13 protein-coding genes and 1 pseudogene are annotated in these 19490 nt (G+C 70.5%); 9 read left to right on the forward strand and 5 right to left on the reverse strand.

What is annotated here, in order from left to right; all coding sequences use genetic code 11:
* The first annotated feature begins 194 nt into the window (after positions 1–194).
* On the forward strand, positions 195–3167 hold the full coding sequence (locus ACIRHA_RS05180) for a glycosyl hydrolase (protein WP_403839994.1): 2973 nt from the start codon (positions 195–197) through the stop codon (positions 3165–3167).
* 199 nt (positions 3168–3366) lie between these two features.
* A complete protein-coding gene (locus ACIRHA_RS05185; RefSeq protein WP_403839997.1) occupies positions 3367–3999 on the forward strand; it encodes a hypothetical protein in 633 nt (210 codons plus the stop codon).
* 469 nt (positions 4000–4468) lie between these two features.
* On the opposite strand, the pseudogene ACIRHA_RS05190 reads toward ACIRHA_RS05185, so the two are convergent.
* Positions 4469–4609, reverse strand: a pseudogene (locus ACIRHA_RS05190) (ectoine/hydroxyectoine ABC transporter ATP-binding protein EhuA); the annotation flags it as partial.
* Positions 4610–4800: 191 nt separating this feature from the next.
* Complete coding sequence (locus ACIRHA_RS05195; RefSeq protein ID WP_403839998.1) at positions 4801–5826, reverse strand: LacI family DNA-binding transcriptional regulator; 1026 nt, start codon at positions 5824–5826, stop codon at positions 4801–4803.
* 177 nt (positions 5827–6003) lie between these two features.
* Between ACIRHA_RS05195 and ACIRHA_RS05200 the strand changes: the two genes are divergently transcribed.
* From ACIRHA_RS05200 to ACIRHA_RS05215, 4 genes are all read left to right on the forward strand, one after another.
* Positions 6004–9078: a glycoside hydrolase family 2 TIM barrel-domain containing protein gene (locus tag ACIRHA_RS05200; protein ID WP_403840000.1), complete on the forward strand. Its 3075-nt coding sequence runs from the start codon at positions 6004–6006 to the stop codon at positions 9076–9078.
* The gene (locus ACIRHA_RS05205; RefSeq protein WP_403840003.1) at positions 9075–9524 is read left to right on the forward strand and encodes a hypothetical protein; all 450 of its coding nucleotides are present in this window, start codon (positions 9075–9077) and stop codon (positions 9522–9524) included. Before ACIRHA_RS05200 ends, ACIRHA_RS05205 begins: the two co-directional genes overlap by 4 nt.
* Before the next feature lie 42 nt (positions 9525–9566).
* The gene (locus ACIRHA_RS05210) at positions 9567–11081 is read left to right on the forward strand and encodes an amino acid permease (RefSeq protein ID WP_403840005.1); all 1515 of its coding nucleotides are present in this window, start codon (positions 9567–9569) and stop codon (positions 11079–11081) included.
* A 152-nt stretch (positions 11082–11233) separates the two neighbouring features.
* Complete coding sequence (locus ACIRHA_RS05215) at positions 11234–11845, forward strand: dihydrofolate reductase family protein (protein ID WP_403840007.1); 612 nt, start codon at positions 11234–11236, stop codon at positions 11843–11845.
* A gap of 61 nt (positions 11846–11906) precedes the next feature.
* On the opposite strand, the gene ACIRHA_RS05220 is transcribed toward ACIRHA_RS05215, so the two are convergent.
* Together ACIRHA_RS05220 and ACIRHA_RS05225 are read right to left on the reverse strand one after the other, a co-directional pair.
* Positions 11907–12650 (reverse strand): GntR family transcriptional regulator, encoded by a 744-nt coding sequence (locus ACIRHA_RS05220; protein WP_403840009.1) that lies wholly within the window; start codon positions 12648–12650, stop codon positions 11907–11909.
* Between the two features lie 56 nt (positions 12651–12706).
* Positions 12707–14185, reverse strand: coding sequence for an MFS transporter (locus ACIRHA_RS05225; RefSeq protein ID WP_403840011.1), 1479 nt, complete (start codon positions 14183–14185; stop codon positions 12707–12709).
* Between the two features lie 157 nt (positions 14186–14342).
* On the opposite strand from ACIRHA_RS05225, the gene ACIRHA_RS05230 reads away from it, so the two are divergent.
* The 3 genes from ACIRHA_RS05230 (at position 14343) to ACIRHA_RS05240 (ending at position 18663) form a co-directional block, all read left to right on the forward strand.
* A complete protein-coding gene (locus ACIRHA_RS05230) occupies positions 14343–15860 on the forward strand; it encodes a sulfatase-like hydrolase/transferase (protein ID WP_403840013.1) in 1518 nt (505 codons plus the stop codon).
* Positions 15847–18048 carry an arylsulfatase gene (locus ACIRHA_RS05235; RefSeq protein ID WP_403840015.1) on the forward strand — a complete coding sequence of 734 codons (2202 nt, stop codon included), beginning with the start codon at positions 15847–15849 and terminating at the stop codon, positions 18046–18048. Before ACIRHA_RS05230 ends, ACIRHA_RS05235 begins: the two co-directional genes overlap by 14 nt.
* Positions 18049–18264: 216 nt before the next feature.
* A complete protein-coding gene (locus tag ACIRHA_RS05240) occupies positions 18265–18663 on the forward strand; it encodes a hypothetical protein (RefSeq protein WP_403840018.1) in 399 nt (132 codons plus the stop codon).
* A 379-nt stretch (positions 18664–19042) separates the two neighbouring features.
* On the opposite strand, the gene ACIRHA_RS05245 is transcribed toward ACIRHA_RS05240, so the two are convergent.
* The gene (locus tag ACIRHA_RS05245) at positions 19043–19480 is read right to left on the reverse strand and encodes a cytidine deaminase family protein (protein WP_403840021.1); all 438 of its coding nucleotides are present in this window, start codon (positions 19478–19480) and stop codon (positions 19043–19045) included.
* Positions 19481–19490: the final 10 nt, after the last annotated feature.

The following is a 19490-nucleotide window of genomic DNA, read 5'->3' on the forward strand; positions in this document are numbered from 1 at the left end:
AGGCGGATGCGGCGTGTGGAGAAGTCAACTCGCCCTGGTCATTGGCCTCCTGTACGTATCGGAGGTCACTCCGCGGCGACATGCCGCGGCCGATGAAGCGGCCGTGCGTTCACGTTCATGGCCGAGCCGACGGCTGCACGACCATTGTGGCCGCCGGGCCGGGTCTGCGAACATCTGCGGGCGATCTTCGATCCGTGGCCGCGCCGGCGAGCCGGCCCGGACGGTACGACGGCCCGCGCGCCCCGGCGCGGCCGACCTTCGTCGAGGAGGACGAGCACATGATGCGCCGAAGAGATGTCCTGCGTGGCACCGTCGCCCTGGGAGCGTCCGCGGTCGCACTGCGTGCCACCTCGGCGGCCGCGGCCCTGCCGATCGAGTCCGCCCCCACCGCCGGGAACGGCCTCGACTGGCCGCGGTTCGCCCGTGAGACACGCCCCTGGACCCGCTGGTGGTGGCTCGGCAGCGCCGTCACCGAGGCGGGCCTCGCGCGCCACCTGGAACAGTTCCGGCAGGTCGGATTCGGCGGCGTCGAGATCCAGCCCATCTACGAGGCCCAGGGGTACGAGGACCACGACCTCGCCTACCTCGGCCAGGGCTGGCTCGCCGCGCTCGACGCCACCACCCGGCACGCCCGCCGACTCGACCTCGGCGTGGACCTCACCACAGGCTCCGGCTGGACCTTCGGCGGACCGTGGATCAAGCCCGAACAGAGCGCGGGCAAAGTCCTCGTGGAGCACTGGGAGTTGGGGCACGGCGAGCGGCTCGGCGTCCCGGTGCGCACCACGCAGCCGCCGCACCCCGGCCTCGTCGACGAGGAGAAGCTCGCCCGGCCCGACCTGCGCCCGCCCATGGACCCGCTGCCCGAGCCGCCGCTCGCTGCCCTGGTCGCCCGGGAGGCGGACAGCGGCGACACCGTCGACCTCACCGCGCGCGTGCACCCGGACGGCACCCTCGACTGGACCGCACCGGAAGGGAGTTGGCAACTCACGGGTGTGTTCAGCGGCCTGGTACTCAAGCGGGTCGAGCGGGCGGGCCCCGGCGGCAAGGGCCTGATGGTCGACTACTTCGACGGCGATGCCGTGCGCCACCATCTCGACCACTTCGGCAAAGCCATCGGCTCAGGACGCGGGATACGCGCCCTGTTCCACGACTCGTTCGAGCTGGAGGCGACGGACTGGACACACCGGGCCGTCGCCGAGTTCACCCGGCTGAGGGGCTACGACCTCGTCCCGCGCCTGCCCGAGGTGTTCACCGACGCCGGCACGCCCGAGGTGCGCTCGCGTGTCCTGTCCGACGTCCGCGAGACACTCTCCGACCTCTTCCTCGAGCAGTTCGCCGAGCCGTGGGACGCCTGGAGCGCCGAGCGCGGCTGGCTCACCCGCAACCAGGCGCACGGCTCGCCCGCCCACCTGCTCGACATCTACGGCGCGGCGGACATCCCGGAGACCGAGTACGCGGGCGCCGAACTGATCCCGATCCCGGGCCTGCGCCAGGGCGCGGGGACCGCCCACGCACCCAAGTCCCTTGTCTGGCGCTTCGCTTCGTCGCCGGCCCATGTGCTGGGCAAGCCCCTCGCCTCGGCCGAGACACTCACCTGGCGCGACGAGCACTTCCACGTGGCGCTGTCGCAGGCGAAGCCCACCGTGGACCTGCTGTTCGCCGCCGGCATCAACCATCTCGTCTTCCACGGCACGGCGTACTCGCCCGAGGAGTCCCGGGACATCCCCTGGCCCGGCTTCTCCTTCTACGCGGCCGCCGAACTCCAGCCCGCCAACACCCTCTGGGGCGACCTGCCCGAACTCACCGGCTACATCACCCGATGCCAGTCGGTGCTGCAGTCCGGAGAGCACGGCAACGACGTCCTCGTCCACTTCCCCCAGCACGATCTGTGGGCCCTGCCCGACGGCGGGGTCGGCGACGGCGCCGAGGACATCGAGCTGTCCCCGGACTACAAGTGGGAGGGCACCGACTGGATGTACGGCCACCCCAGCGGTGTCGGTGACATCGCGACGGGCCTGGAGGCGCGCGGCTGGCAGTTCGACTGGGTCTCCGACCGGCAGCTCGCCGACTTCCGCGGCTCCGCCGCCGGTGTGTCCAACGGCCACAGCAGGTACGCGGTGGTCCTCGTGCCGAACGCGCGGCTCATCCCCTTGGAGACCGCCCGCAAGCTCCGCGACCTCGCTGCGGCGGGAGCGACCGTGGTCTTCGTCGGCGAGCTGCCCGAGGATGTGCCGGGGCTGGCCGAACTCGACCGCCGCCGGGCCGAGTTCAAGCGGATCATCGCCGAACTGCATGGTCAGCGGGTGGGGCGCGGCCGCGTCGTACTCACCGATCGCGGGGCAGGACTCGACGCGGCCCTCGCCGCGGCGGGCGCGGTACGCGAGCCGGTCGCCGACTCGGGTCTCCGCGTGCTGCGCCGCCGCCACACCGAGGGCAGCCACCTGTTCGTCACCAACGTCACCGCGCAGCGCATCGACGGCTGGTGGCCACTCGGCTCGGACGCGGCATCCGTGGGGGTCCTCGACCCGTTGCACGACACCCGGGGGCTCGCGGAGACACGGCGCGGCGGTGCGACGGTTGAAGTGCGGCTGAGGCTCGAACCCGGCGAGTCCCGCATCCTGCGCACCTTCACCAAGCGCGCACTCCCCGCGGCACCCGCTCCCACCTCGGCGCCCACGGGCCGCGAGCGCGACCTGACCGGGCCATGGACGCTGACGTTCCGCGAGGGCGGCCCCGACCTGCCGCCGTCCAGGACACTGGACAAGCTGGTGTCCTGGACCGAACTGGGCGACCGGGAGGCGGAGTTCTCCGGATCGGCCCGCTACACGCTCCGATTCACCGTCTCCGAAACGGAGCGTGCGCGCGACTGGCTGCTCGACCTCGGCGACGTACGCGAGAGCGCCCGGGTGCGGTTGAACGGCCGTGCCGTGGCCACAGCCTGGGCGCTCCCGTTCCATGTGCCGCTGGGGCGCGCGCTGCGCGAGGGGGAGAACGTCCTGGAACTCGACATCACCAACCTCGCGGCGAACCGCGTCCGTGCCCTCGCGCGACGCGGTGAACTGACCCTGCACCACTACATGCAGTGGCGCTCGACCCCGCCGCAGGACTGGGACCCGATGCCGTCCGGTCTGCTCGGGCCGGTTCGACTGGTGGAAATGGGGCGCTGAGCCGACCGGGCTGGATCAAGTCCGGCCGTAGCGGGTTCCGGCCTTGCCGGTTGGTCAGGCCTTCGCCGGGAACGTGGCGCGGCAAGGCAATCGCCGTCGCGTGTGTCCCGTGTGAGTGAACTGTGCGCTCGTTGCCGGTGGTTGGCCTGCGTACGATGGGAGGAGCGGGGTGATGTCGTAGGGGAGCAGGGGCGGCCGCATGCAGTACGTGATCATCGGGCTGGGCAGCTTCCTGCTGACAGCGCTCGTGATGGCGGGGGTGCTCGCCCGTCGCTTGCGGCGTCGGAAGGCCGCGCGCGGGACGAGCGCTGCGGAGGCCGTCGCGCCGGTGTCGGCGGGGGACGCGTACGCCACCGATGCTGCCGAACGCTGGGCCGGACCGACACCGTACGACTACAGCAGCACGGCGACGGCTGCCGTTGTGCCGCGTCGTGTCCGGCTGGTGTTGGTGCTGGCCTCCGGGGGCGTGGTCGTGGTCGTCGGGGGTGCCGTGCTGTGGGCCTCGGGGGCGTCGGAGGACCGTCCCGGTGGCCAGTTCCCCACCGCTTCCGCGACTCCCTCCACCCGGCCCACGGAATCGGGCCACGGCCGCACCCCGCCGCCCAGCGGCGACGGCAAGAGCAGCTCCGGTGGCACGGGCGCCACGGGCGGAGGTGACGGCGACGGATACCTGCCCCTGTTGTCCGCGGACAACCTCGCGGCCTTCGGCTCGGCGATCGGTGGCATGGCCGCCGCTGCCGCGGTGTGCGTGAGCATGTATCAGATGCGGCTGAGCCGGAGCACGGCGGAGGCTCCGCCGAACGAGCCTCCGCCGAGCGACGGTTATCTGTGACCGGCAGCCGATCACGCTCACACCTGCGCGCGAAGTAGCCGGGAGTGTCCGCGCCGTCGAGCAGCTGCCCCACCGACGTCCGTGCGGCCAGCGGACCCACCAGGTTGCCCGAGCCCGAGCAGCCGCCCACCGCCATGACACCGTCGTGCACGGGTACGCACAGCGCCCGCTGGTCGGGGGTGTAGCCGACCGACGCCGCCCAGCAGTGGGTGACCCGCACGGGTTCGCCCGCGGCACGTTCGGCCTGCTGGTCGATCCAGCGCTGGACCGGGGCCGTGGGGTGGTCGTCGAGGGTGTTCTCCGCGGACTCGTACTGGTCGCGGCCGCCCCCGATGAACAGGCGTCCTCCGGCGTCCTGCTGCATCCACTCGAAGCCGTCCCGGCAGCCGAGCGGGCCGTCGTAGCTGCCGTCGTGGCTGCTGGCGCCGCTGTCATGTGTCACCACTGCTCCCGCCTGCTCAGACGTGGTCTACAGCACCTTCGAGAAGAAGGCGCGGGTGCGTTCGTGTCGAGGGTTGTCGAGGACCGCTGATGGTGTGTTCTGCTCGACCACCCTGCCGTCGTCCATGAAGACCATGCGGTCGCCCACCTCGCGCGCGAAGCCGACCTCGAAGCGCAGAGTTGCTTAGCCTGGCGAGCGCTTGCGCCGCCGCTGCGTTTCGCGGGCCGAACCGCCGGCCCCCGTCCCACGAGCACGTCGAGGGCATCAGGGGGGAAGGGGCGTTCGCGTGGGCAAAAGTGGCCGTTCACGACGACCGATCCCACCATGGCCGGGCGCGCGGCGTACGTGGTTCGCGGCTGTCAGGCGGACACGCGGGACACCAGGCTCATCTCGAGCACTTCGGTGCGTGGCGCCGCGCCGCCGATCATGTCGAGGGCGAGGCGGGCCGCGACGTGGCCCTCCTCCACGAGGGGCTGCGCGACCGTGGTCAGCGGTGGGTTGGAGTTCTCGGCGATGGCGTGGCCGTCGAAGCCGACCACGGCGACGTCCTCGGGGACCTGCCGCCCGGCGGCGCGCAGGGCCGCGAGCGAACCGACGGCGATGCGGTCGGAGCCCGCGAGGATCGCGTCGATGTCGGGGTGCGACTCCAGGAGGCGGGCCGTCGCGGCGCGGCCGGCCTCGGTGTCCCAGCCGGTGTGCACGACGAGCGCCTCGTCGAGGCGGGACCCGAGCACCTCCGCGTAGCCGCGCCTGCGGTCGACGGTCGCCGGGTTGTCCGCGGGGCCGAGGACGACGGCCACCCGCTCGCACCCGTCGGCGAGTACCCGCTCGGCGGCGAGGCGGGCGCCGCGCACGTCGTCGGAGTAGACGGTCGAGAAGATCCCCTCGTACGGCGAGTCGTCGAGCTGCCCGCACAGGACTACGGGAAGCCCGGTGCCCGCGAGGGATTCCAGCAGGTCACTGCCCCGGTACGGGGTGAGGTGGACGACCGCGTCGACCGAGCGGCGGCCGAAGCTGCGCAGCGCGAGCGCGCGCTCCGACTCGCTGGACGCCTGGATGATCACCGGCAGGAAGCCGCTGCCCGTCAGGCCCGCCGCGACGCCGCGCAGCACCCTGCCGTACGTCGGGTCGTCGAAGAGCTCGTCCAGCGGCTCGGTGACCAGGACGCCCACGGTCTCCGCGCGCCCGGTGGCCAGGGCACGGCCCCGCGCGTTCATCACGAAGCCGGTGCGCTCGATCGCCTCCTGCACGGCGCGCTTCGTCTCGGCCGTGACGAGGTCCGAGTCGTTGATCGCGCGGGAGGCGGTCGCACGGGAGACCCCTGCCTCGCGGGCGACATCGGCGATCGTCACGGAGCGCGGGGCGCCGGGCTTGCCTCGAGGCATCGGTGACCTTTCCGCACGGGCCAGAGGCCCGTGACCAGGACGAACGGTGAAGTGCGGTGTTCAGTATCGCCCAGGTGACTCGTTGTCAGGGCGCCGCGGGCAGGCGTGCGAGGTGAGACCTAGGTCACGTTTGGGCAGTGTTGTGGCACAGGAATGTAACCGGTTACATTCCGGAACATGACTCTCCACCTCACGGACCCGGCCGACCGGGACCCCGCCGATCGGGACCCCGCCGACCGGGACCCGGCGGACTGGGAGAACCCCGCCCTCACCGGGCGGGGCCGGCTGCCGGCGCGGGCGTACTTCTTCGGTTACGACTCGGCCGAGCTCGCCCGCACCATGGACCGCCGCCGCTCGCGCGGGTTCGTCGACCTCACCGGCGACTGGCGGTTCCGGCTCTTCGACCACCCGGCGCGCGTCCCGGCCGCCGCGCTCGCCGAGGAGTCCGAGGGCTGGGACACCGTGCGCGTACCGCACCTGTGGCAGATCGACGGGTACGGGCGGCTGCAGTACACCGACGAGGGCTACCCGTTCCCGGTCGACCCGCCCCGCGTGCCCGCCGACGACCCGACCGGCGTGTACCAGCGCACCGTCGTGCTGCCCGAGTCACCGGCAGGGGAGCGCACCGTGCTCCGGTTCGACGGGGTCGAGAGCTACGCCGAGATCTACTGGGACGGCGCCTACGTCGGCATGACCAAGGGCTCGCGGCTCAGCGCCGAGTTCGACGTCACCGACGTGGCACACCCCGGCACCAACCACCTCGTCGTCAAGGTGCTCCAGTTCTCGGACGGCACATACCTCGAGGACCAGGACATGTGGTGGGCGTCCGGGATCTTCCGCGACTGCTACCTGCTGAGCCGGCCCGCCGCACACCTCGCCGACTTCTTCGTACGCGCCCACCGCCTCGCGGACGGCCGCGCCGAGGTCACGCTGACCACCAGCGCCGCCGGGCGCCCAGACGTCACCTGGGAGGTGTACGACGGCGAGCGCCTCGTCGCCTCGTGCGCCGTCACGCCGGGCACCGACGCCACGCTGGTCGTCGAGGGCGCGCGGTTCTGGAACCCCGAGGACCCGTACCTGTACGACATGCGCCTGATCGTGCGTGGCGCCGACGGAGGTGTCGAGCACGTGCCGCACCGCCTCGGCCTGGCGGAGGTGACCATCGTCGACGGCCGACTGCTGCTCAACGGCACGCCGTTCACTATGCACGGCGTCAACCGGCACGACCACGACGACCGGCACGGGCGCGCCGTGGGCATGGCCCGCGTCGAGCGCGACCTGCACCTGATGAAGCAGCACAACATCAACGCGGTGCGCACCGCGCACTACCCGAACGACCCCCGCTTCTACGAACTGTGCGACCGCATCGGCCTGTTCGTCCTCGCGGAGACGGACCTGGAGACGCACGGCTTCGCCAACGTCGGCGACCTCTCCCGGATCACGGACGACGCGGCGTGGCAGACCGCGTACGTCGACCGGATCGAGCGGCATGTGCTCGCGCAGCGCAACCACGCCTCCATCGTCATGTGGTCCCTGGGCAACGAGTCCGGGTACGGGTGCAACATCCCCGCCATGTACCGGCGTTGCAAGGATCTCGACCCGACACGGCCGGTGCACTACGAGGAGGACCGGGACGCCGAGGTCGTCGATGTCATCTCCACGATGTACTCGCGTGTCTCGCAGATGAACGACATGGGGGAGCACCCGCACCCCAAGCCGCGCATCATCTGCGAGTACGGGCACGCCATGGGCAACGGACCCGGCGGACTCGCCGAGTACCAGCGGGTCTTCGAGGCCTGGGACAGCATCCAGGGGCACTTCCTGTGGGAGTGGTGCGACCACGGCCTCGTCGACACCACGGACGAAGGACGCGAGTACCACTCCTACGGCGGCGACCACGGGGACTTCCCGAACAACGGCAGCTTCTGCGTCGACGGCCTGGTCTTCCCGTGGCAGGAGCCGAGCCCGGGCCTCGTCGAGTACAAGCACGTCATCTGCCCCGTGCGCGTCGACTACGCGGACGGTGTGTGCACAGTGACGAACGGGCGCTGGTTCACCGACCTGTCCGACGTGGTCGTCGTCCTCGAAACGCTGCACGACGGGCGCGTGGTCGGATCGCGCACGCTCACCCCGGGACCCGTGCCGCCCGGCAAGGCGTGGAGCGAGGTCGTGCACCCGGACGTCGCGGCGCACGGCGAGACACATGTCACCGCCCGCGTCCTGTCCACCGCGGCGCACGAATGGGCCGAGCCCATGCGCGAGTTGGGCCGCTACCAGACACTGGTCGCCGACCGCCCGCGCCGGACCGAGGCGGCCGTGCCCCGCGCGTCCGTCGTCGCCGTATCCCGCGCGTCCGTCGCCGCCGAGGCCGATGGCACCTCGCTCGTCGTCACCACCCCGGCCGCCGACCGGTACACGGTCGACCTGCTCACCGGCGACCTGTCGTGGCGCAGCCGCGGGCGCGAACTCCTTCAGGAACCGCCCCGCGTCGGCTTCTGGAAGCCGCTCGTCGACAACCACCAGCAGGAGAACGACGAGCTGTGGGCGCCCCGGTTCCTCTCGCTCATGCAGACCTCGACGCGTGAGGTGGCGTGGCGGGAGCAGGACGGCGCCGTCGTCGTGGAGGTGTCCTCGCGCGTCGCGCCGCCCACCCTCGACATCGCCATGAAGGTCGCCCTGACCTGGACCCTCGCGCACGACGGCGTACACCTCGCCGTCGCGGGCGAACCCGTCGGCGACTACCGCGACATCGTGCCCCGCATCGGCCTGTCCTTCGCGGTCCCGCGCGAGCTGCGCTCCGTCGACTGGTACGGCCTCGGGCCCGGCGAGAACTACCCGGACTCCCGCGCCGCCGCCACCCTCGGCCGCTGGCACAGCACCGTCGACGACATGTTCACCCCGTACGTCGTGCCCCAGGACTGCGCCAACCGCGGCGACGTGCGCTGGGCGGCCCTCACCGATGCGCACGGCGACGGACTCGCCGTGCGCGCGGCGGACTCGGGCCCCTTCGCGTTCTCGGCGTGGCCGTACTCCGCAGCGGCCATCGACGCCGCCCGGCACCGCACCGACCTGGCGCCGGAGGACCGCGTGACCGTCAACGTCAACCACCGCGTGCTCGGCCTCGGGTCCAACTCGTGGGGCAGCGAGGTGCTCGACACCTACCGGGTGCGCTTCGAGCCGTTCCGCTTCGCGCTCGACCTGCGCTCCGTGTCCGCGGCCGCGCCCCACCACGACGAAGGGATCGCCTCGTGAGGATCTTCCGCGACCACGCCCACCTCGAAGAGGTCCTCGGCGGCGTCACCAAGTGGCAGCGGACGCTCCAGGCGCTGCGCGCCGAGGGACGCCCCCTCGGCGTCATGTACTCGGTCGGCGACTCGCTCACGACGATGCGCGAGCACACCGACGCGCTCGCCACGGACGACCTCGTCGCCCGGCGCCGATACCTGTACGTGCTGTCGCCGGTGGACGGTGACGCCGAGATCGAGACGGCGCCAGTGGCCACGCTCGACGAGGCAACGCCGTACAGCGACCTGACCGACCGTCAGCACTGGCGCGGCGAGGGGGAGCGGCACACGCTCGCGCGCGGCGCCGTCCTCGTGGCCGGACCCGACGAGGCGGTCCGGATCCTGCCCGCACCCAGGACGACGGCGGTTGTCGCCCACGTGACCGTGGAGGGCGCCACCTTCCACAACAAGTAGCCGCACCAGCCCCACCCCTTCCCGACATCAACGGAGCATTCAATGACGAATCGCCGGTCGATCGGTGCGGTGATCCTGTTCAGCATGGTCATCGCGGCGGTCTTCAACTTCCGCAACGTGGTCAACAACTACGTCGCCATCGGGACGCTCGCGGCCCCGATCTTCCTGATCGCCACGATCCTCTACTTCGTGCCCTTCACCCTCGTCATCGCCGAGATGGTGAGCCTCAACCGCCGCTCGGAATCCGGCGTCTACCAGTGGGTGAAGTCCTCGCTCGGCGGCCGCTGGGCGTTCTTCACGGCATTCTGCTACTGGTTCGTGAACCTCTTCTACTTCATCTCGCTGCTGCCGATCGTCCTCGTGTACGCGGGCTACATGATCCTGGGCCACGAGTGGGCCATCCAGCCGTGGCTCATCGCCGTGCTCTCCGTGGTGATCTTCTTCGTCGCCACCTTCGTGTCGACGAAGGGCGCCCGTTGGATCGGCAGTGTCACGTCGTTCGGGTCCACCCTGATGATGGTCATGGCGCTGCTGTTCATCGTCGCGGGCGTGGGCGCGCTGCTCGGCGGCATCACCCCGGCCAATGACATGTCGCCCGGCGGGATGCGCCTCGACCCGGGCTCCGGCATCACCGCGTGGGCGTTCCTCGGCACCCTGGCGTGGATCATCCAGGGCGTCGGCGGCGCCGAGTCGATCGGCGTGTACCTGAACGACCTCAAGGGCGGCGTGCGCGCCTTCGTGCGCACGATCATCGTGGCCGGCGTCGCGATCGGCCTGCTCTACTCGGTCGGCACGTGGTTGATGGGCGTCTTCGTGAAGAAGAGCAGCGTCTCGTACAGCAACGGCATCTTCGTGACCATGCAGTCGGCGGCCGGACACTTCGGCCTGTCGGGCGACCTGGTGGTGCGCGGCGTCGGCCTCATCATGCTCGTCGCCACCCTGGGCGGCCTGCTGATCTGGACCTCCGCGCCGGTGAAGATCTTCTTCTCCGAGATACCCGACAAGGTCTTCGGCAAGCGCGTCGTGGCGCTCAACGACCAGGGCGTGCCCGTCGTCGGCGCCTGGATCCAGTTCGCGATCGTCGTGCCGCTGCTGTTCATTCCGACGCTCGGCGCGGGCAGCTCGATCGACGACCTGCTGAAGATCGTCACCAACATGACGGCCGCCACGGCGCTGCTTCCGCCGGCCCTCATCCTGGTCGCCTACCTGGTGCTGCGGGCCCGCTTCGAGGGCGCGGCGCGCGAGTTCCGGTTCGGCTCCCGGGCCGTCGGCCTCGGCATGTCGGTCTTCCTGCTCGTGGTGTTCGCGGTCGCCTTCGTGGCCTCCACGTTCCCCGAGGGACAGGCGCTGTGGCTGACCCTGGCCTACAACGTCGGCGGCCTCGTCGTCTTCCTCGGCGCCTCGCTCCTCTGGTACGAGCGCTACCTGCGCCGGCTGCGCGCCACCTCCCCGGAGGAGGCCGCGGCCGAGCTCGCGCCGTCGGCCCCGGTGCGCTCGGAGGAGAACGCGCGGGCGCTGCGCGAGGGCGATGCGGAGGGAGTGGCGACTTCGGCGTAGGCCGACGACGCTACGGGCGGGCCGTCGCAGGCAGGCCTTCAACGGCTTCGCGAAGTCGCGATGAGTCCGGTCGCCTCTGCCAGTCTGTACGTGTGTCGTGCGGTCCGATGACCTCACGACACCCCGCAACTGCTGCTCTCAGAGAGAAGCTGATGACCGACACCACCTGCCACATGTCGATCTCGCTCGACGGCTTCGTCGCCGGACCCGAGCAGAGCCGCGACAATCCGCTGGGCAAGCGCGGCCAGGAACTGCACGGCTGGCACATCGGCGACCCGCGCGCGACCGAAGCCGACAAGGCGGCCCAAGGCTGGCTGATGCGCCCGCGTGGCGCCTACGTCATGGGCCGCAACATGTTCGGGCCGATCCGAGGCGAGTGGAACGAGCCGTGGGACGGCTGGTGGGGCGCCGAGCCGCCTTACCACGCCCCGGTCTTCGTGCTCACCCGCTACGCCCACGAACCGATCAAGATGGAGGGCGGGACCACCTTCCACTTCGTCACCGAAGGCTTCGACGCCGCGTACGCGCAGGCGCTCGAAACCGCCGGCAGCAAGGGTGTGGACATCGCCGGTGGCGCTTCGACGGTTCGGCAGGCACTCAACGCCGGCGTGATCGATGAACTCGCCCTCGACATCGCACCCGTCCTGCTCGGCAGCGGCGAGCGCATCTTCGACGACGTCGAGACCTTCGATTTCGAGCCCGTCGAGGTGCTCCACTCACCACTGACCACTCATATCCGCTACCGCAAGCGCGACGGCGGCTGAGCGGCAACTGGGCCTTCGCCGGGGCCAGATGAGGAGCGGACGCGAACGGAGGGTTTCCTGCCTATGTCTGCGCGCCGCCGAAGGCGCGGCGGATCGTCAGATCGACGACCTCGGTGTCGAACTGCACGATCGAGTAGACGACGGCCGACCCGGCGGTGGTGTAGCAGGTCTGGGTGATCTGGACCAGGGGGACGGGCCGCGCCGCATCCTCGGAGGCGAAGGCCTCGCCGGAGAGCGCCGCCTGGATCTTGCCGTCCATCCGGTGGAGCGTCTCGTTGGACTGCTCCCTGACGAGGCCGATGAAGTCAATCTCCACGTCGCGCAGGGGAGTGAGGTCCACCGGGCGTTCGCCGATCGTCTTGAGACACCAGTCGCGCAGATGGACCGCGGGCTTACCGTCGATGGTGAAGACACGCTCGACGTACCAGACTTGGGTGTCGTCCGCGGGCAGGTCCAGTTGGGCCGCGACGTCCGGGTCGGGCCGGACCGAACGGTGGTGCCAGTGGGAGAGGCCGGGTTCGTGTCCGGCGTTCTTGATGATCTCCTTGACGGGAATCACGTCGGTGACGCTGAAGGACGCCGGCGGCGCGGGGGCGAGCACGGTCGTGCCCACACCCCAGCGCCGCTGGACGAGCCCTTCCGACACCAGGAGCGCCACGGCCTCGCGGACGGTGTTGCGGCTCAGGCCGATCCGGCGGGCGAGTTCGGCCTCTGGCGGCAGTTTGTCGCCGGGCCGGTAGTCCGTGGTGATCAGCGTGCGGAGTTCCTCCGCCGCCTGCGCTCGGAGCGTACGTAGCCGTGTCAAGGGATCTCCATTGTCGTGAGCCGCCCGCGCTCGGTCGTTCGGTCGTCGGATGAAACTTAACGGGCGCCGGGTGACGTTGTATCAGCGCCATCCACGACCGGTTCGGCGGCGTCGCCCTCGACCTCGCCGACATCGGTCCTGGGAATGAGGAAGGAGACGAGCAGTCCGAGGAAGGCCAGGCCGGTGCACGTCCACAAGGCGGTGGCGTATCCGTGCTGGGTGGGTGCTCGGCCCACTTGGAGCCGGGTGATGATTCCGCCGCTGACGGCGATGCCCAGCGAGGCGCCGATGCCGAACGCGGCGGTGTTGAAACCGGTCAGGGCGCCGGGCGCCTCGGACGACGACAGGAGAACTCCCAAGCCGTCGAGGGCGGTGAGGACCAGGCCGGTGTAGCAGGCGCCCAGTACCAGCGTCATGGCGAAGGCGACCTCGGGGCTGTCGCTGAACGCGGCGAGCACGAGCAGGCCCGCGACCGTCACGACGAGCCCCACGTTCAGGATGGCGCGCCAGCCGACCTTGGGGGCGAACGATCCGGCGAACGGCGCGAAGGCGAAGCCGACCACCGAGACCGGCATCGTGTACAGCAGCGCCGCGGTGGTGGCGCTCATTCCGAAGCCGCCGCCCGCGTCCTGGGCCATCAGGGGCAGTACGAACAGGGTGGCCGCGCCCGCTCCGGCGAGCGTGAGGACGTTGGTGAGCAGCAGCGGCCAGGCCCGCCGTGAACCGAGCTCGCTCGCCCGGATCAGCGGCTGTTCGACCCGCTTCTCGACGAGCGGGAAGACGGCCAGGAATGCCAGTCCGCCGAGGAGGGCGACCAGCGTGCCGGGGCTGGTCCAGCCCCACTTGCCGCCCTGGGAGAGGGCCAGCGAGAGCCCGGTCAGGCCGAGGGCGATGACGAGGGAGCCCTGCCAGTCAAGGCGCCGCTTCTCGGCCGTGGTGATCTCGGGGATGACGAAGTGCACGCAGACGGCCGCGGTCAGGGTGAAGGCGACCATGCACCAGAAAACGGCCCGGTAGCCGAAGGCGTCCACGATACTTCCGCTCACGACGGCCTCGACGCCGCCGAGGCCCGCCTTGACGGCGGCGATGATCGCCAGCGCCTTGCTGAAGGTCTTGAGGTCGAGCAGGTCGTGCAGGATCAGAAGGGCGAAGGCGAAGACGGCGCCGCACATGCCCGACAGGGCACGACCGGCGAGATACACACCCGGCCCCGGCGCGAGCGCCACGATCACGTTGCCGACCACGAGCACGCCGAGGCTGAACAGCAGGGCCTTGCGGCGGCCCGTCCAGTCACTGATCCGGGTCACGACGATGGCCGAGATGGCCCCGATCATCGCGAAGAGGGTCTGCGCGAGGCCGACGGTCGCGGTGTCGGTGTGCAGGCTCTCGATGATCTGCGGATTCGCGGGCGCGACCATCGTGTTGTTGAGCTGATAGCTGCCGACGGCGAGCAGGAGAGCCGTCACTAGCCAGATGGTGGCCGGGTTCTGTCTTCCCGAGGTGCGGCGTCCGGACGGACGGTCGACGGGGGTCATCGAGGGCTCCCTCAGAGTCTGTCTGCACGAGATTGGACCTCTGGTCGTCAAAGGTTCGCCTCATGAAATGACCGGAACGAAGTCCTGTCAAGGGATGGACATCCAGAGGTCCAATCTCTAGCTTGTGAGGGCGTTCAACAGAGCTGGAGCCCCGCACATGACCTCGAACATCCTCGTCTTCCTCACCGACGACCACGCCCAGTGGGCCGCCGGCTGCTACGGGAACTCCGAGGTGCACACGCCCAACTTGGACCACCTCGCCGACACGGGCGTGATCTTCGACAACGCGTACACGCCTTCCCCGGTCTGCTCGCCGGCCCGCGCCTCCTTCTTCACCGGGCGGCTGCCCTCGCAGCACGGCATGCACGACTACCTCGCCGAAGGCGACCCCGAAGTGCGCTCCACCTCCTGGCTCGCCGGCGAACGCCTCGTCAGCGAGGTGCTCCAGGAGCGGGGCTACGTCACCGGGCTGAGCGGCAAGTGGCACCTGGGGCACGGTGAACGCCCGGCGAGAGGATTCGACTTCTGGTACTCGCGCAGCGCGCCCGTCTCCGAGGCGGAGGGCTACCACACCCCCTGGCAGCGCACCGAGCCCGTCGAGAAGCGCTACGACCGGCACGCCATCACCGACCGCGCCATCGAGTTCCTGCGGGGCAGGGCCCGCGAAGCGCAGGACGAGCCGTTCTTCCTGTTCGTCGGCCACCTGGCCACGCACAGCCCGTGGACAGGCGCCCCCGAGAGGCTCGTGAACCGCTACCGCCGCGCCACGTTCCGTGACATCCCCGACGACGTCACCCACCCCTTCGGGCGCCTGCGCTCCGAATCGCTCTATCCCACGCGCAACGATTCACGCGAGGCCCTCGCCCAGTACTACGCGGCCGTCACCGACATCGACGAACAGGTCGGCCGCGTCCTGGACGAACTCGACTCCCTGGAACTGCGCGACGACACCCTGGTGATCTACACCAGCGACCACGGCCTCAACATGGGGCACCACGGGATCTGGGGCAAGGGCAACGGGACCCTGCCGTACAACGTGGTGGACGAGTCCATCCGGGTCCCGCTCATCGTCAACCACCCCGGCTCGATCCTCGGCGGCCAGCGCCGCCGGGAGAATGTCAGCCACGTCGACACCTTCCATACCCTCCTCGACGTCGCGGGGGCCCCGGAGCCCGAGACACCCACGACACCGTACCCGGGCCGCAGTTACCGCGACGCCCTGCTCGGCGCCCCGCTGCGGGACGCCTCCGAGCTGGTCTTCGCCGAGTACGGCACCCTGCGCATGGTGCGCTCCGACCGCTTCAAGCTCGTCCGCCGCTTCCCGGACGGACCGCACGAGATGTTCGACCTGCGGCAGGACCCGCGCGAGGCCGTCAACGTCATCGACGACCCCGAGCTGAGCGAACGGCGCGCGACCCTCGACGAGGCGCTGACCAGCTACTTCGCCACGTACCAGGAAGTCGGCAGGCAGGGCACCAACGTACTGAACCAGCCACGCCACAACGGCGACGAGGCCTGGCGCGACAACCGGCCGCCGGTCCTCGTCGAATCCAGCGCGTGGCTCGACCGCCTGGAGGAGAGCATCCAGGAGCGGCGCAGACAGCAGCGCGAGAAGACGGCAGGCATCCACGACACCACCTCGAGCACCGGCGGGAGCCACCATGACGACAACTGACCCCGTACCGGCCCGCACCGCCGCCGAATCCACCCCGTGGTGGCCGACACCGCCGCCGCCCGGACGTCCCAACATCCTGACGGTGGTCCTGGACGACACCGGCTGGTCCGACTTCGGTTGCTACGGCTCCGAGGTCAGCACCCCCACCATCGACGCACTCGCGGAGGGCGGGCTGCGCTTCACCAACTTCCATGTCAACCCGATGTGTTCGCCCACCCGGGCCTCCCTGCTCACGGGCCGCAACAACCACCGGCTCGGCATGCGCTTCATCGCGGACACCGACACCGGGTTCGCCAACTCGCGCGGCCGGATCGACCCCGACACCCCGCTGTTGCCCGACCTCCTGCGTCCGCAGGGCTACGGCTCCTACCAGGTGGGCAAGTGGCACCTGGCCCCCGGTCACGAGATCGCCCCCGCCGGCCCGTTCGACAACTGGCCGCTGCGCCGCGGCTTCGACCGCTTCTACGGCTTCATGGGAGGCGCCACCGACCAGTTCGCCCCCGAACTCTACGAGGACCATCACCCGGTCACGCCGCAGCACGACCCGGACTACCATCTCTCGGCCGACCTCGTCGGCCGTGCCATCTCCTATCTGCGTGAACACCGCACGTACCGGCCCGGCAGCCCCTTCTATCTGAACCTGGCCCTGGGCGCGACGCACGCACCGCTCCAGGCACCCCGCGCCTACATCGAGCGCTACCTGGAGGTGTTCACCAAGGGCTGGGACCGGACCCGCGTCGACCGGCTGCGGCGGCAGACGGAGGCGGGGCTCGTCCCGGAGAGCACCGAACTGACCGAACGCAACCCCGGTGTCGCCCCATGGGACGAGCTGAGCGAGGATCAGCGGACCCTCTACTCCCACCTCCAGGCCGTATACGCCGGCTTTCTGGAACACGCCGATGCCCAGATCGGCCGTGTCATCGACACACTCCGGCAGTGGGGCGAGCTCGACAACACCATCGTCATGGTGCTGTCCGACAACGGGGCCAGCCGGGAGGGCGGCCCGCAGGGAGCCGTCGACGTCAACGCCCCCTACAACGGCATCCCGCAGACCGTCGAGCAGGAACTTGCCCGCCTGGACCAACTCGGAGGCCCTCAGGGCCCCGCGCACTACCCCGAAGGGTGGGCGACCGCGAGCAACACCCCCTTCCGCCTGTACAAGCAGTACACCGACCTCGGCGGCGTACGCGTGCCGCTGGTCGTGCACTGGCCGCGCGGCATCACCGAACCCGGCGGCATCCGCGACCAGTTCGTGCACGCCGTCGACGTGGCACCCACCCTGCTGGAATCTGCCGGAGTCACCTTCGACGAGGCACGGTTCGACGGCCGCAGCATCGCCGCCGTCCTCGGCGACGGCGGGGCCCCCGCGCCGAGGAACACTCAGTACTTCGAGATGCTGGGCCACCGGGCCCTGTGGCACGAAGGCTGGAAGGCCGTCACCACCCACGTCCCCGGCAGCCCGTACGAGGACGACGTCTGGCGGCTGTACGACACCCGCCGGGACTTCTCCGAATGTCACGACCTGGCGGCGAAGGAGCCGGAACGGCTGGCTGAACTCCGCCGGATCTGGGAGCACGAAGCCGAGCGCAACGACGTCTTCCCGCTCGACGACCGCCCTCTGAAGGAACTGCTCGCCCTGCGCACCGGCCAGGGCATGCACGGCGCGGTGCGCGTGCGCCTGGAGGCCGGCGCCGCCCATGTGCCCGCTCCCACCCGCATCACGGGCAGCAACAGGTCGGTGCGGGCGACGGCCGTCCTGCGCCGCACGGCGGACGGTGTCCTGCTCGCGGCGGGCACCAGCGCGGGCGGCTACACGCTCTACATCCAGCACGGCCACCTGGTCTTCGAGCACAACCTGCTCGGCGACCACGTCGTCTGCTCCTCGCCGCGGCCGCTGCCGGCCGATACGGAAATGGTGGGCTTCCGCCTGCACTGCCGCGACGACCGCTCGGCGCGCGTCACCCTGGAAGCCGGAGCCGCGCCGCTGGCACACGCCGAGATTCCCGTCACGGCAGGGCGTCTTTCGGGATACGGCCTCGATGTCGGGAGGGACACCCTGAGCCAGGTGTCGGCCGCCTACACCGGTGAATTCCCGCAGCCCGAGGGCGCGTTGACCCATGTGGACCTGGACTTCACGGGCTCCGAGGACTTCGGTGAACTCGCCGATGCCCTCGAAGCCGTCGAGTGAGGCTGTACGCACTCCTGGCGGCGGAGTTCCCCGAGCGCGTCGGCATGGACCGTTCAGCAACACCACGACGACCACGACGGGGGTTCGCAAGAGCCGAACCCCCGTTTCCGGGGGTGGCCGACCAGCAGGGGGAGCGACCGTCGTGCTGGCCTGCGGGCAGCACGCACCCGGCCCGCGGCGGCGCTCGCCGAATCCTCCGTGCTGGGCGGTGAACACGTGGGCGTCGTACGGGGGTTGATGTCACTGGTCGCGCTTGCCGGTGCGGTCGCGCTCAGCGTGGTCGCGTATGTGGGCCCCGTCGAGAACGCGGTCGTGGTGATCCCGCTGGTGATGCTCGCGTACCTGGTCGCCATCGGCCTCGCCGGGCCGTGGATCGGGCGGTGCGTCATCGCGCTGTGCGCTGTGCCGCTGCGGGTGTTCGGCGGCGCACCGGGGGAGTTGACGGTCGCCGGATCCCGGGCGCGGGCGCGCAGGCTGTCCGCGCGCCGCTCGTCCGAGGCGCTGGCCGCGCTCACCGGACGGGAACGCGAGGTGCTGTCCGCCATGGCCGAGGGGCGCACCAACGCGGCCATCGCGACGCAGGCCGGCAGACCGAGCGCTTCGTCGAAGGCATGAAGGCGAGCCCGTTCTTCTACTCCCAGGAGATCGCCCAGGTATGCACCGACACCTGGTCCAAGGGGCGAGTGGTCCTGGCCGGTGAGATCAGCCGGCACTCCCTCCGAGGACCTGTCCACCGTTCTCGCCTGCTTCTTCCGCATCCCCCCGGCGTACACAGTCCAGGTCGCCGCCTAGGCGCATTGCCCACGAACGTTGTCGACAGTCCGGCACGGGACTCCGGGCCGGGGCGAAGTCCCCTCCGCGGCCGGGTCTTCTGTCGCGACCAAGGCATGATCGGGGCTTTGTCATCTGTCTGTGACATTTCATACGGAATGCCTTGATGTGGGGTCCCTAGTGCCGCATCAGGCAACGTTCGCCCTGTTTATGTCTGGCGTTGTTAGCTCGTACTGAGTGGTTCGGTTTCCTCAGTGTCGAGCTGGTGGTCGGCCCAGATGTAGCTTTCGGGAAGCAGATCGGTGATGGAGACGGTCCGGAGCCGCTCACCGGCCCCGACGATGACTTGCAGAGCCGGGAAGTAGTCGAGAAGGACCTGGCGGCACCGTCCGCACGGGGGAACGACCCCTCGGCCGCGGTCGCCCACGGCAACGATCGTGTCCAGCTCGTAGGCACCCTGGGCGGCTGCCGTGCCGAGGAGAACCAGCTCTGCGCAGGGGCCGCCGGTGAAGTGGTAGGCGTTCACCGCGGTGACGATCCGGCCGTCCTGGGCGCGGGCTGCGGCCGCCATGGTGTGGTTGTCGCCCCGGCAGCGAGTGCGCGCGACGTGGGCCGCGGCCTCGATGAGTTCGTGGTCGACGTGTGGGGTCTGCGTGGTCATCTTCTCCGCC

This window comes from Streptomyces sp. NPDC102360, from assembly GCF_044766085.1.
Lineage (GTDB): Bacteria > Actinomycetota > Actinomycetes > Streptomycetales > Streptomycetaceae > Streptomyces.

Bases quoted from the DNA above. Each gene is read 5' to 3' on its own strand.
- ACIRHA_RS05185 (WP_403839997.1), top strand. From the start codon at position 3,367: ATGCAGTACGTGATCATCGGGCTGGGCAGCTTCCTGCTGACAGCGCTC.
- ACIRHA_RS05195 (WP_403839998.1), bottom strand. From the start codon at position 5,826: ATGCCTCGAGGCAAGCCCGGCGCCCCGCGCTCCGTGACGATCGCCGAT.
- ACIRHA_RS05200 (WP_403840000.1), top strand. From the start codon at position 6,004: ATGACTCTCCACCTCACGGACCCGGCCGACCGGGACCCCGCCGATCGG.
- ACIRHA_RS05210 (WP_403840005.1), top strand. From the start codon at position 9,567: ATGACGAATCGCCGGTCGATCGGTGCGGTGATCCTGTTCAGCATGGTC.
- ACIRHA_RS05215 (WP_403840007.1), top strand. From the start codon at position 11,234: ATGACCGACACCACCTGCCACATGTCGATCTCGCTCGACGGCTTCGTC.
- ACIRHA_RS05225 (WP_403840011.1), bottom strand. From the start codon at position 14,185: ATGACCCCCGTCGACCGTCCGTCCGGACGCCGCACCTCGGGAAGACAG.
- ACIRHA_RS05230 (WP_403840013.1), top strand. From the start codon at position 14,343: ATGACCTCGAACATCCTCGTCTTCCTCACCGACGACCACGCCCAGTGG.
- ACIRHA_RS05235 (WP_403840015.1), top strand. From the start codon at position 15,847: ATGACGACAACTGACCCCGTACCGGCCCGCACCGCCGCCGAATCCACC.
- ACIRHA_RS05245 (WP_403840021.1), bottom strand. From the start codon at position 19,480: ATGACCACGCAGACCCCACACGTCGACCACGAACTCATCGAGGCCGCG.